13 protein-coding genes are annotated in these 12,547 nt (G+C 67.7%); 2 read left to right on the top strand and 11 right to left on the bottom strand.

Annotated elements, in window-relative coordinates:
* Nucleotides 1-3 precede the first annotated feature (3 nt).
* From ACO07J_RS07180 to fabD, 11 genes are all read right to left on the bottom strand, one after another.
* The gene (locus tag ACO07J_RS07180; protein ID WP_422029729.1) at nt 4-558 is read right to left on the bottom strand and encodes an HK97 family phage prohead protease; all 555 of its coding nucleotides are present in this window, start codon (nt 556-558) and stop codon (nt 4-6) included.
* Nucleotides 559-658: 100 nt separating this feature from the next.
* Nucleotides 659-895, bottom strand: coding sequence for a GTA head formation protein, RCAP_rcc01685 family (locus ACO07J_RS07175; RefSeq protein WP_422027668.1), 237 nt, complete (start codon nt 893-895; stop codon nt 659-661).
* Nucleotides 885-2,081 carry a phage portal protein gene (locus ACO07J_RS07170; RefSeq protein ID WP_422027666.1) on the bottom strand — a complete coding sequence of 399 codons (1,197 nt, stop codon included), beginning with the start codon at nt 2,079-2,081 and terminating at the stop codon, nt 885-887. Before ACO07J_RS07170 ends, ACO07J_RS07175 begins: the two co-directional genes overlap by 11 nt.
* Before the next feature lie 370 nt (nt 2,082-2,451).
* The gene (locus ACO07J_RS07165; RefSeq protein WP_422029727.1) at nt 2,452-3,711 is read right to left on the bottom strand and encodes a DNA-packaging protein; all 1,260 of its coding nucleotides are present in this window, start codon (nt 3,709-3,711) and stop codon (nt 2,452-2,454) included.
* Nucleotides 3,712-3,754: 43 nt separating this feature from the next.
* Nucleotides 3,755-4,072, bottom strand: a complete 318-nt coding sequence (locus ACO07J_RS07160; protein WP_422027664.1) for a hypothetical protein — start codon at nt 4,070-4,072, stop codon at nt 3,755-3,757.
* Between the two features lie 235 nt (nt 4,073-4,307).
* Nucleotides 4,308-5,465, bottom strand: a complete 1,158-nt coding sequence (mltG, locus tag ACO07J_RS07155; protein ID WP_422027662.1) for an endolytic transglycosylase MltG — start codon at nt 5,463-5,465, stop codon at nt 4,308-4,310.
* On the bottom strand, nt 5,465-6,724 hold the full coding sequence (gene fabF, locus ACO07J_RS07150; RefSeq protein ID WP_422027660.1) for a beta-ketoacyl-ACP synthase II: 1,260 nt from the start codon (nt 6,722-6,724) through the stop codon (nt 5,465-5,467). Before fabF ends, mltG begins: the two co-directional genes overlap by 1 nt.
* Nucleotides 6,725-6,841: 117 nt before the next feature.
* The gene (locus ACO07J_RS07145; RefSeq protein WP_422027658.1) at nt 6,842-7,585 is read right to left on the bottom strand and encodes a 1-(5-phosphoribosyl)-5-[(5-phosphoribosylamino)methylideneamino] imidazole-4-carboxamide isomerase; all 744 of its coding nucleotides are present in this window, start codon (nt 7,583-7,585) and stop codon (nt 6,842-6,844) included.
* A gap of 240 nt (nt 7,586-7,825) precedes the next feature.
* Entirely contained in the window at nt 7,826-8,059 is a 234-nt protein-coding gene (locus ACO07J_RS07140; protein ID WP_057819526.1) for an acyl carrier protein, read from the bottom strand.
* A 241-nt stretch (nt 8,060-8,300) separates the two neighbouring features.
* Complete coding sequence (fabG, locus tag ACO07J_RS07135) at nt 8,301-9,038, bottom strand: 3-oxoacyl-[acyl-carrier-protein] reductase (protein ID WP_350124850.1); 738 nt, start codon at nt 9,036-9,038, stop codon at nt 8,301-8,303.
* Nucleotides 9,039-9,071: 33 nt separating this feature from the next.
* Nucleotides 9,072-10,013, bottom strand: coding sequence for an ACP S-malonyltransferase (gene fabD / locus ACO07J_RS07130; RefSeq protein WP_422027655.1), 942 nt, complete (start codon nt 10,011-10,013; stop codon nt 9,072-9,074).
* A 161-nt stretch (nt 10,014-10,174) separates the two neighbouring features.
* Between fabD and ACO07J_RS07125 the strand changes: the two genes are divergently transcribed.
* Entirely contained in the window at nt 10,175-11,401 is a 1,227-nt protein-coding gene (locus ACO07J_RS07125) for a cytochrome b/b6 domain-containing protein (protein WP_422027653.1), read from the top strand.
* Nucleotides 11,402-11,434: 33 nt separating this feature from the next.
* Nucleotides 11,435-12,457, top strand: a complete 1,023-nt coding sequence (locus tag ACO07J_RS07120) for a TIGR00341 family protein (protein WP_422027651.1) — start codon at nt 11,435-11,437, stop codon at nt 12,455-12,457.
* Nucleotides 12,458-12,547 lie beyond the last annotated feature (90 nt).

Raw genomic sequence — 12,547 nt, 5'->3', positions numbered from 1 at the left:
GCCTTAACCCCGCGCCAACTCCCGGCGCGCGTCGTCGAAGACCCGCGCCAACTCACGCATGTGAAACGCATCCGGGGTCTCCCCCTTCGCCCCCACCCGCGCACTGGGCAGCATCGGGAACGTCACCAGCGACACCTCCCACAGCTCCAGTTCCTGCAAGAGCCTGCGGCCCTTGTCGTTCCTCACGGCCTTCACCGTCCGGTACCCGATGCTCAGCCCGTCGATCGCCCCCTCGGCAATCAGCGCCGCCGCCTCCCTGGCCCGCGCCACCTGCTCCAGCAGCCGGCCCTTGACGTATAGGCCCCGCTCATCCTCGCGCACTTCGTCCCACACGCCGATCGGCTGGGCCGGGTCATGCTGCCACAGCATCTTCACCTGCCGCCCCTCCTCGGCCAACCGTTTGAGCGAGGCCGCATAGGCGCCGGTCTCCACGATATCGCCGCCCCGGTCGCGGTCGCCAAAGAGGCTCGCATACCCCTCGATCACCGCGCCCTCCTGCACCGCCAGATCTCCCTCGACCCGGCAGAACTTCCGTTCCAACTGCCCATCCATCGCCATCACCTTTTCCATCTCTCGACCTCCGCACCCCCGCAGGCCCCCGTAGGCCCCGTAGGCCGGGCTTCAGCCCGGCACCCACCGGCACCCACCGGCCCCACGCCTACCCCGGCAACCGCTCCACCAACGGCAACACCGCCTGCGCCAGCATCGCCGCCGCCACGCCATAGACCGCCAACCACAACCGCCGCTCCAGCCGCTCGATCGACGCCTCGATCTTGTCCAACCGCTGCGTCAACTGCTCCAGGTGCAACCGAAACACCCGCTCATGCGCCTCCAGCCGAAGCGCCGGCGCACATTCGAACGCCTCGAACCCATAGCGCCCGCCCTCATCCGGCATCGTCACCCTCCAAAGGCAGCGCCGGCAGCCCCAGCAACGCCCGCTTCTCGCCATCCGTCAGGAAATCCGCCCCCGCCACGCGCCGCCACTGCGCATCGCGCTCCGCCGCCAGCGCCGGGACCTGGTCGAGATCGGGCTTCAGCTCCAGCCCGCCGCCCGCAAACCCCGCCAGCCACTCGGCCACACCCGCCGCCACCCGCATTGCCAGCGGCAGCACCGTCAGACGATAGAATGCCCGATGCGCCTCCTGGTAATTCGCGTAAGTGGCATCGCCGGGTATCCCCAGCAGCATCGGCGGCACCCCGAAGGCCAGCGCGATCTCCCGCGCCGCGCTCTCCTTGGTCTTCTGGAACTCCATGTCCGAGGGGCTGAACCCCATCGGCTTCCAGTCGAGCCCCCCTTCCAGCAGCATCGGCCGCCCGGCATTGCGCGCGCCCTGGTGATGGCTCTCCATCTCCGACACCAGCCGGTCATACTGATCGGCATTGAGCGTGCCCTGCCCATCCGCCCCGCGATAGACCACCGCGCCAGACGGCCGCGCCGCATTGTCCAGCAGCGCCTTCGACCAGCGCGAGGCCGAGTTGTGAACATCCACCGCCTGCGCCGCCGCCTGCAAGGCCGACAGCCCGTAATGGTCGTCCTGCGGATGGAAGCTCTTCAGGTGACAGATCACCGCCGGCGCCTCGGCCACGTCGAACCGGTGCCTCCGCCCGCCCACGGCATATTCATACCCCACGGGCCAGCCATCGGCCCCCGGCACCACGCTCATCCGGTCCGAGCGCAGCACGTGCCGCTCGGCCGGCATCACGCCCTCGCCACCGCCCACGGCCTCGACAAAGGCATTCCCGGTCAACAACAACTGACCATAGAGCGCCTCGAACAGCTCCGCCTTCCCCTGCATCGGGTTCGGCCGCGCGATCAGCCCCAGCACCGGGTGCTCGGCAAACCGCTCGGCCTTGTCCTGCAGCACCAAAGGCAGGCTCGCCGCCGCCTCGGCCACCATCTTCACACAGCGAAACCCCACCGGGTTGCCCGAGAACCCCGTCCTGGTCAGCGTCACGCTGTCCCGCGGGCTCCACGCCACCCGGCCCGCGCCATGCCACGCCATGATCGGGCCGGTGGCGCTGGCCTTCTGTTCAGGCACCGCGGGCTCTGCGCCGCGCTGACGGAAGAAATCCACGATCATTGGCGGGGTCTCCTTGCTCTGCTGCTCGCCGGTCACCCGGCCTGTCGCTCGAGAGGCAATCGACACCGAAAGCCTTAGGGGAGTGCTACGCCACCGAACGGTGGCCGTTGCGTGTCCCACCTCGCGGCAGTTTCCCGCGCGGAATCCAGGGCTTCCGCCCGCCGCGCATCGCAGGGCCGTTCCCACGGCACGGCGATTTTGCAATCGAAGTGGCACACTCGAATGTTCGATGTACTTGGCAGGGATAAATTGCCTTCCGCGGATGTCGGTTCGCCGCACCACGGCCCAGCGATCCGCGTCTCCGCACCGGAATCGAAAAAGGGCGGAGCACATCAGCGCCCCGCCCCAATCACTTCACCTGTTAACGACTTCACACCGCCCGCACCTGCGGCTGCCGCCATTTCGCCGCCGGCTCCACGATCAGCTCGGTCAGCGCCCAGACCAGCGCATCCACCCGATCCGGGCTGCCCTTGCCGTCGAACCCCTGCGCCGTCATCGCGCACATCTGGTCCTCCAGCGCCCCCAGGTCGCCGCAATGATGCACCCGCCCCTGCTCGTAGAGCGCCGCCACCGGCTCCGCCCGCGCGGCCTTCCCCCGGCTCGCATGGACCTGCTTCACCGGCACCATCGGGTCGACCTGCCGGATCACCTCCGTCACCAAATCCCCGCCCTGGTTCACCTCGGCCACCAGCCGGTCCGCCCCGAACCGCTCCATCGCCCGGATCGCCGCCTTGGCCCAGGTCGACGGGCTGGCGGCAGAAACCGTGCAATCAGCCAGCACGTAGGCCTTCCAGTTCTGCACCGGCCCCCGCGTCACCGCGCCCGCCACCACGATCCCGCAGGCGTCCGAGCCCGCCTTGCCCGTCACCGGCGGATCCACCGCCACGACCACCCGGTCGAGATCGGGCAACACCGGCACCCGGGCCTGCTCCAGCCCGCGCGACGTCCAGAGCGCATTCTCCACGTCCTCCAGCAACACGCCCTCCAGCTCCTGCCGCCCCAGCCGTGTACCGGCATAGCGCGCCTCGACCTCCCGCAGGAACGACGCCGCAAGGTTCGCCGCGTTGGCCTCCGTCGGCGCGCTCGTCACCACCGTGCTCTCCCGCGCCAGCAGCTCCTTCAACACGCCCACGTTCCGCGGCGTCGTCGTAACGCAAACCTGCGGCCTCTCCCCCAGCCGCAGCGCGAACTGCAGCATGTCCCACGCATCGCGCCCCTTCTTCCACTTGGCCAGCTCGTCGGCCCAGGCGCAATCGAACTGCGGCCCCCGCAAGCTCTCCGGCTCACTGGCCGAGAACACCTGCGCCACCGCCCCGTTGGGCCAGACCAGCCGCCGCCGCGTCGCCTGCCACTCCGGCCGCCGGTCGGGCGGCGAACAGGCCAGGATGCCGCTCTCGCCGAACACCATCACGTCGCGCGCCTGGTCCACCGTCTCGGCCACCAGCGCCACCCGCCGGCACCGCCACTTGTCGAGCGGCTTGGCGCCCTCCACCTGCGCCCGCACCCATTCGGCCCCGGCGCGGGTCTTGCCCGCCCCGCGCCCGCCCATCGCCACCCAGGCCCGCCAGTCGCCCGTCGGTGCCACCTGGTGCGCCATCGCCCAGAACTCGAACAGGTAGGGCAGCGCCAGGATCTCCCCGTCGCTCAGGCTGTCGAGAAACTCTGCCTGAACCTCAGCCCCTTCCGAGACGAGCCAGGCGGCCCCGGATGGACTCTCTGGCTTCCGTGAAATCGAGGGCGTAATCCCGCACGATCCCGTTGTCTTTCTCTTTGAACTTTGCAAATTGCACCTCCGCTTCCAGTGCAAGTTTCAACCAGTGCCGGATATCGGCCGTGATCCGGGAAGCATCCCTGATGCCCTCCAGCTCACCATCCCTGATCCGTGCGTGAATTGCCTCCAGCTCGGCCCGCATCTCCGCCATCTGGCGTTCGATCAGCCCGACCGAGGCCGCCAGGCCCGAAGGCCCGTCGTCCCGTGTTATCAGAATCATGTTTCACCGCTCGCAAGGCGCGCTCATTTCCGGGCGGGCGACGCTCGCTGATTATGACCTGCAGCTTTCGTCCCGGTCCCCCTGGCCCATCGGCACGCAAGCACAACCTATACTTGCATGAACTGCAAATGTCAATGAAAAGCGCCTGAGCCATGCAACCCAAGCGCCCGTAATAATTACATTTTCTTAAGGTTTGACGCGCAGGCCGGGCGCCCTCGCGCCCGGCCTGATCCGCCTACTGGTTCTGCTGCTGCGCTTCCAGCGCGCGCCAGCGGGCCACGTTCTCGTTATGCTCGTCCAGCGTCTCGGCAAAGGCGTGCCCGCCCGAACCATCGGCCACGAAGAACACGTAATCCGTCTCCGCCGGCTGCACCGCGGCCATCAGGCTCGCCTCGCCCGGGTTGGCGATCGGCGTCGGCGGCAACCCTTGAATAACGTAGGTATTGTAAGGCGTCGCCTGCCGAAGCTCGCTCTGCCGGAGGCCCCGGCCCAGAACCCCCTCGCCCTTGGTGATGCCATAGATCACCGTCGGGTCGGTCTGAAGCCGCATCCCCCGCCGCAGCCGGTTCACGAACACGCTGGCCACCTGCCCGCGCTCGTCCGGAACACCGGTTTCCTTCTCGATGATCGAGGCCAGGATCAGCACGTCGGCCGGGTCTTCCAGCGGCAGGTCGTCGTCCCGCGCCTCCCAGGCCGCGGCCAGCCGCGTCTTCTGGATCTCCTTCATCCGCGCCAGCAGCTCGGCCCGCCCGTCGCCGCGCTCCACCTCGTAGCTGTAGGGCGCAAGGCTCCCCTCGGGCGGCACGCCCTCGACCTCGCCCTCCATCACCTCCACGGCGTTCAGCGCGGTGACGATCTGCCAGCTCGTGACGCCCTCGGCGATGTTGATCCGGAACCGCGTGTCATCCTGCGACACCACCTCGGTATATTCCCCGGGCTTCTCCGCCTCGCCCAGCAGGTCGAACTCCACGACCTCGCGATAGGCCTCCGTATCCGGGTCCAGCTCGCGCACCTGCGCCTGCACCTGCGTCACCCCGATCCGGTAGACCACTTCCGTGCCACAGGTGCTCGCCCCGCCGCGGGTCACCAGGTCGGTGATCTCGGCCATCGTCGCCCCCTCGGGGATCAGCCAGCTCCCGGCCTTTAGCGAGCCATCCTTGCCGGTGTAATCCGCCCCGATCCGGAAGATCGTGCTGCTGCTCACGGCGCCCCGCTCCTCGAGGTCTGCCGACACCCGCCGCATGTTGCTGCCCCGGTCCACCCGCAGGCAGATCGAACTCTCCAGCGGCCCGGCCGCGTTATACGCGTTCTGCCCCCACAGGATCACCCCCGCAACGAGGAACACCAGGACAACCAGGAACGTCAGGAAATTCGACGCAATGTTCCGCCACATCAGCGCGGCGCTCCCATCACGACCGACGCGTTGGTGCCGCCAAAGCCGAAGCTGTTCGACATCACCACGTTGATCTTCCGCTCCCGCTTGGCATTGGGCGCCAGGTCAAGCGGCGTCTCCACCGCCGGGTTGTCGAGGTTGATGGTCGGCGGCGCCACCTGGTCGCGGATCGCCAGGATCGAGAAGATCGCCTCGATCGCGCCCGCCGCCCCCAGCAGGTGCCCGGTCGACGACTTGGTCGAACTCATCGTCGCCTTGCTCGCCGCGTTGCCCAACAGCCGCTCGACGGCCTTCAGCTCGATCGTGTCGGCCATGGTCGATGTGCCGTGCGCGTTGATGTAATCCACTTCCGACGCATCGAGCCCGCCATTGCGCAGCGCCGCCTGCATCGCCCGGAACCCGCCATCGCCATCCTCGCTCGGCGCGGTGATGTGATAGGCATCGCCCGACAGGCCATATCCCAGCACCTCGGCATAGATCTTGGCACCCCGCGCCTTGGCGTGCTCGTATTCCTCGAGCACGACCACGCCCGCGCCCTCGCCCATGACGAACCCGTCCCGGTCCACGTCATAAGGGCGGCTCGCGGCCTTGGGGTCGTCCTCGCGCTTGGTCGACAGCGCCTTGCAGGCGTTGAACCCGGCAATCCCGATCTCGCAGATGGCCGATTCCGCCCCGCCCGCGATCATCACCTCGGCATCGCCATGCTGGATCAGTCGCGCGGCATCGCCGATGGCGTGCGCGCCCGTCGAACAGGCGGTCACCACCGAATGGTTCGGACCCTTGAAGCCATAGCGAATGCCCACCTGCCCGCTGACAAGGTTGATCAGCGCGCCGGGAATGAAGAAGGGCGACACCCGTTTGGGCCCCTTCTCGTGCATCAGAAGCGTGGTCTGCTCGATCGAACGCAGCCCGCCGATCCCCGAGCCGATCATCACGCCGGTGCGCAGCCGGCTTTCCTCGTCCTCGGGCGTCCAGCCGGCATCCTTCACCGCCTGGTCGGCGGCGGCCATCCCGTACAGGATGAAATCGTCGACCTTCCGCTGCTCCTTGGGCTCGAGATAGGCGTCGGGGTTGAACGTCCCGTCGCTCCCGTCGCCATAGGGGACTTCGCAGGCATATTTGGTGATCACCCGGCTGGCATCGAATTTCTGGATCGGGCCTGCCCCGGACTGACCGTCCAGTATGCGCTTCCAGCTTTCCTCGACCCCATCCGCCAAAGGCGTAACCAGTCCCAGACCTGTGACGACGACACGACGCATACCTATGCCCTTTCTCAACTCTGTCCGCTGCTCATACCGTGCCTTGCCCCCAAGGGGCAAGCCCAACGAAAAAGGGGCGCCCACGTCGGCGCCCCTCCGTTTTCCGCATCCCGAAGCCTACTGGAATTCCGCGACGGGCTCGCCCTCGGCGGCCGCGATCTCCAGCGCGCGCTTGAGGTCCACATCCTTGGAAAGCAGGGCCCGCCCGATCAGCGTGCCGGCAATGTTGGGGATGTATTTCAGCCGTGCCACGTCATCGGCGCTGCGCACCGTGCCACGTGCGATCACGTTGTGGCGGGTTTCCTTCGCCAGCCCGGAAATCACCCCGAGACTGCCGTCGGTATCCTCGATATCCGCGTCGATATCGGTGACGATGATCCCGGCCAGCGGCGCCTCCTCGAAGGCCGCCACGAAAGTCTCCGGCACGAAGGCGCTGCGCGTCCGCCAGCCCTCGGTCATCACCGAGCCGTCGAAGATGTCCACGGCCAGCACGATCTGGTCGGGGTGATACTTCGCCAGTTCCTTCACCAGGTCGGGGTCATGCGCGGCCATGGTGCCGATCACGATCCGCCCGGCGCCCTTGTCGATCCAGCGGGTGACCCCGTCGCGCGACCGGAACCCGCCGCCAAGCTGCACCGGAATGCCGGCGGCGCGGATGATCGCCTCCAGCAGCTCGTTGTTGTCACCTTCCCCGGCCAGCGCGTTGATGTCGGTGACATGCACCCACGACGCGCCCTGCGCGGCGAACGACTTGACGGTCTCGATCGGGTCGACATGCCAGATCACCGGCTCTTCCAGCCGCCCCCGCGTCAGCGAGACGACCTTGCCGTTATACAATTCCAGAGTGGGATAGATAATCATGGTTTCAGCCCTTTTGATTCGGCTTGTCCCGCCCGGCTCGGCGGTCGGCGGGGAAAATGAAGTCTATGCGAATTCGGGTATATCTCCAAATCGGCATGATGGGCCCCGTAAGCGGCCTCGAGGCATCAAATAGCGCGGCACCGGGACCGGTCCACCCGGTCTTCGTCCCGTCACCGCCCCATGCAAAAGGCCCCCGCCATTCCGGGCGGGGGCCTGCGTTCCTGCGGTAAGCCGGGTGGCTTACTGGGCTTCGCTGATGAACTTGACCGCGTCGCCGAAGGTCTGGATCGTTTCGGCGGCGTCATCGGGAATCTCGATGCCGAATTCTTCTTCGAAGGCCATGACCAATTCGACCGTGTCGAGGCTGTCCGCGCCCAGATCGTCGATGAACGAAGCGTTCTCGGTCACCTTGTCCTCTTCCACGCCAAGGTGCTCGACAACGATCTTTTTCACGCGGTCTGCGATATCGCTCATGTTTTCGTTCCTCATCTTGTCTCGGGCGCTCTGGCCCGTTTTCCGCCCCTGCCCGCACCGGGAAGCGGCCTTCGGTTGTGCCCCTCTGGGCGGTTCATTCGGCCCGTCCATCACGGGCGTCGGCCGGCAGGTCATCTGCCCGCCCCCGGTTCGAAACTGCGCCGCCTATAGCACATGGCGCGCGATTGGCAAATGTTTTCCCGAACTGGGGTTTACCGGCGAAATTACAAGCCACGGCGCTCTAAATCATGGCCATTCCGCCGTTCACATGCAAGGTCGCGCCGGTGACATATCCGGCCTCCGGACTGGCTAGATATAGCACCGCGGCGGCGATTTCCTCGGGCGTGCCCATGCGCGCGGCGGGAATCTGCGTATTGATCGCCTCCTTCTGCGCATCCGACAGCTTGTCGGTCATCGCGGTGGCGATGAAACCGGGCGCCACGGCATTCGCGGTGATGCCGCGGCTCGCCACCTCGTGGGCGATCGACTTGGTCATCCCCACCATGCCCGCCTTCGAGGCGGCATAGTTCACCTGCCCCGCATTGCCGGTGGTGCCCACGACCGAGCTGATATTCACGATCCGGCCCCAGCGCGCCTTCATCATCGGCCGCACCACGGCCCGGCACAGCCGCATCGTCGCGGTCAGGTTCACGTCCAGCACCGTCTGCCAGTCCTCGTCCGACATCCGCATGAACAGCTGGTCGCGCGTCACGCCCGCGTTGTTCACAAGAATATCCAGGCCCCCCATCGCCTCGATCGCCTGTTTCGGCAGCGAATCGACCGCCTGCGGATCGCCCAGGTTGCAGGGCAGCACATGCGCCCGCTCCCCCAGCTCCCCCGCCAGCGCCTCCAGCGGCTCGACCCGCGTGCCGCTCAGCGCCACCGTCGCCCCCGCGCCGTGCAGCGCCTTGGCAATCGCCCCGCCGATCCCGCCCGAGGCACCCGTCACCAGCGCGCATTTTCCCGTCAGATCAAACATCTATAGCTCCCTGTTCATCCATTGACACGGGCCTCAGCCCCGCAAGCTCTCCGCCGCCGCACTCACATCCGCCGGCGCCCCGACGGCGCGGCAGGCAATCTCCTTGTCGATCCGCCGGATCATCCCGCTCAGCGCCTTCCCGGCCCCGATCTCCCAGACTTCCGTGACACCCTCACGGCTCATGAACTCCACCGACTCGCGCCACCGGACAGAGCCCGTCACCTGTTCCACCAGCAACCGCCTGATCTCGTCCGGGTCGCTCACCGCCCCGGCCCGAACATTGGCCACCAGCGGCACTTTCGGCGCGGCGATCTCCACCCCGGCCAGCGCCTCTTCCATCACCTTCGCGGCGGGCTCCATCAGCGCGCAATGAAACGGCGCGCTCACCGGCAGCAGCATGGCGCGCTTCGCACCCCGCTCCTTGGCCATCTCCACGGCCCGTTCCACGGCCTCTTTATGCCCGGAAATCACCACCTGGCTCGGGTCGTTGTCATTCGCGGCCTGCAAGACCTGCCCCTCGGCCGCATCCGCCGCCAGCGCCCTTGCGCCTTCCAGGTCCATGCCCAGCAAAGCCGCCATCGCGCCCACGCCCACCGGCACCGCCTCCTGCATCGCCCGGCCCCTCGTCCGCAGCAACCGCGCCGTGTCCGCCACGCTCAGCGCGCCCGCCGCGGCCAAAGCCGAATACTCGCCCAGCGAATGCCCGGCCACCATGCCGGCCGCCTCCACGCTCACACCCTCGGCCTCCAGCGCCCGCATCGCCGCCAGCGACGTGGCCATCAGCGCCGGCTGCGCGTTCTGCGTCAGGGTCAGCTCGTCGGCCTCCCCCTCCCAGATCAGCGCGCTCAGCTTCTCGCCCAGCGCCTCGTCCACCTCGTCGAACACGGCCTTCGCCGCCGGATAGGCCTCGGCCAGCTCGCGCCCCATGCCAATGCTCTGCGCCCCCTGCCCGGGAAATACGAATGCTCGGCTCATATCTTCAGTCCCCTCCAAATCGTTCCCCCCGGATACCGTGCCCGCCGGGCAGAGGCAACGCCCCTCACCCCGCGCACCGACGCTGTGCGCCATTTCCTGTTGTGCTGGCCCCACGCGGGCCTACTCTCTGCCGCGAACCCAACTCGGATACCGGATCCCCCATGCCCTACGCCAACACCACCCACAGCTACGGCGCCATCGCCAAGGGCTTCCACTGGCTCACCGCGCTGCTGATCCTGACGATCATCCCCCTCGGGCTGATCGCCAACGACCTCGCCCACGCGGTCCGCAACCCCGACATCGCCACGACCGAGGCCGACACCGCCCGCGCCGCCCTCCTTTTCTCGCTGCACAAGACGATCGGCGTCACCATCTTTGTCGTGGCCCTCCTCCGCATCCTCTGGGCGGTCATTCAGCCCCACCCCAAGCTCCTCAACGGCGACAAGCCGGCCGAGGCATGGCTCGCCTCCACCGTCCACTGGCTGCTCTACGGCTCCCTCGTTCTGGTTCCCCTCACCGGCTGGGTCCACCACGCCGCCACCTCGGGCTTCGCCCCCATCTGGTGGCCCTTCGGCCAGACCCTCCCCTTCGTGCCCAAGGATGAAGGCGTGGCCCAGACCAGCGCCACCCTGCATTACATCCTGCAATGGGTGCTGATCGGCGCCGTCACCCTCCACATCCTCGGCGCCCTCAAGCACCATGTCATCGACCGCGACGCCACCCTGCGCCGCATGCTCCCGGGCCGCACCACCGCCACACCGACCGACCGCCAACCGGGCCACGCCCTGCCCTTCGTCACCGCCCTTGCCGTCTGGGCCATCGCCATCGGGGGCGGCGCCGCGGCGGGATTCTTCTCGCACGAGCACGAAACCGGCGCCGAAACCGCGGCACTTGAAGCCGTGGAAAGCGACTGGCAGGTACAGGAGGGCACGCTCGACATCACCGTCTCTCAAATGGGCTCCGTCGTCTCCGGCACCTTCGCCGACTGGACGGCCGAGATCGCCTATTCCGAGGAACCCGACGCCGACGGCAAGCACGGCAATGTCACCGTCACCGTCTCCATCCCCTCCCTCACCCTCGGCTCCGTCACCGATCAGGCCATGGGCCCCGACTATTTCGCCGCCGAAACCCACCCCACCGCGACCTTCACCGCCGATATCCTCGCCGAAGGCGATGGCCACGTCGCCGACGGCACCCTCACCATCAAGGACCAGTCCGTTCCGGTCGAACTCCCCTTCACCCTCGCCATAGACGGCGACACCGCCACCGCCCAGGGCGCCCTCTCCGTCGACCGCCGCGATTTCAACATCGGCCTCGGCACCAAGGACGAAGGCACCCTCGGCTTCACCGTCGACATATCCTTCGACCTGACCGCCAAACGCCCGTGACCCCGGCGCAGGCTTGCGCTAACACTTGGCGCCATGAGCCTGCGCCAGATCATCGTCTCCGCTCCGAAAGACGCCCTGCCGGATATCCTCCGGCAGGCCGAGGAGCACGAGGCGCTCTCCACCACGGCCCAGGCCGACCTCCACAACACCAATCACGTCTGCGTCCACATCCTCGCCACGCAGGACACGCGACAGGCCCTGCTCGACCGCCTCCAATCCCTCATGGGCGGGCGCGAGGGCTGGCGCATCACCCTCCTGCCCGTGGAAACCACCATCCCCTTCCCCGAAAAGGAGAAGGAGGAGGAAGAGAAGGAAGCCGCCAAGAAGGACGCCCGCAAACACCGCGGCGGCCAGTCGCGCGAGGAGATCTACAACAACGTCTGGAAACAGGCCCAGACCGACCGCAACTACATCGTCTTCGTGGTCCTCTCCACCGTGGTCGCGGCCTTCGGCATGATCGCCGACAACGTCGCCGTCGTCGTGGGCGCCATGGTGATCGCGCCGCTTCTCGGCCCCAACCTCGCGCTGGCCGTGGGCGTGGCGCTTGGTGACGGCAAGCTCATGGCCCGCGCCATCACCACCAACGCCGCCGGCATCGCCGTGGCGCTCGGGCTTAGCCTGCTGATCGGCGCGGTCTGGCCGGTCGATGCCTCGTCAAAGGAACTGATGTCGCGCACGCAGGTGGGCTTCGACGGCATGGCCATCGCGCTCGCCTCCGGCGCCGCCGCGGCGCTCTCGCTCGTCACCGGCCTCTCCTCGGCGCTTGTCGGCGTGATGGTCGCCGTGGCGCTCCTGCCCCCCACCGCCGCCATCGGCCTCTTCCTCGGTGCAGGGCTTCCCGCCTACGCCCTCGGCGCCCTGCTGCTCCTCTGCGTCAACGTCGCCTGCGTCAACCTCGCGGCGCAGGTCGTCATGCTCTCCCGCGGCATCACGCCCCGCACATGGTTCGAAAAGAAACAGGCCCGCCGCTCCACGCTGGTCAATGGCGGCATCTGGCTCGGCCTGCTGATCGCCCTGGCGGTGCTGCTCTGGGTGCGCACGCCGGTGACGGGCTAAGCCTACCCCGCCCGGAATCAAGGTGCGCCAAAGGCGCACCGCCGGGCAGCGCCCGTCCGCCCGTCGCACCAGAGGTGCGCCACTTTAGGC

The sequence above is a fragment of the Roseovarius sp. genome, assembly GCF_965228755.1.
Classification (GTDB): domain Bacteria; phylum Pseudomonadota; class Alphaproteobacteria; order Rhodobacterales; family Rhodobacteraceae; genus Roseovarius.
The sequence above is the reverse complement of the archived record's forward strand: the minus strand, read 5'-3'. Positions and strand labels throughout refer to the sequence as shown.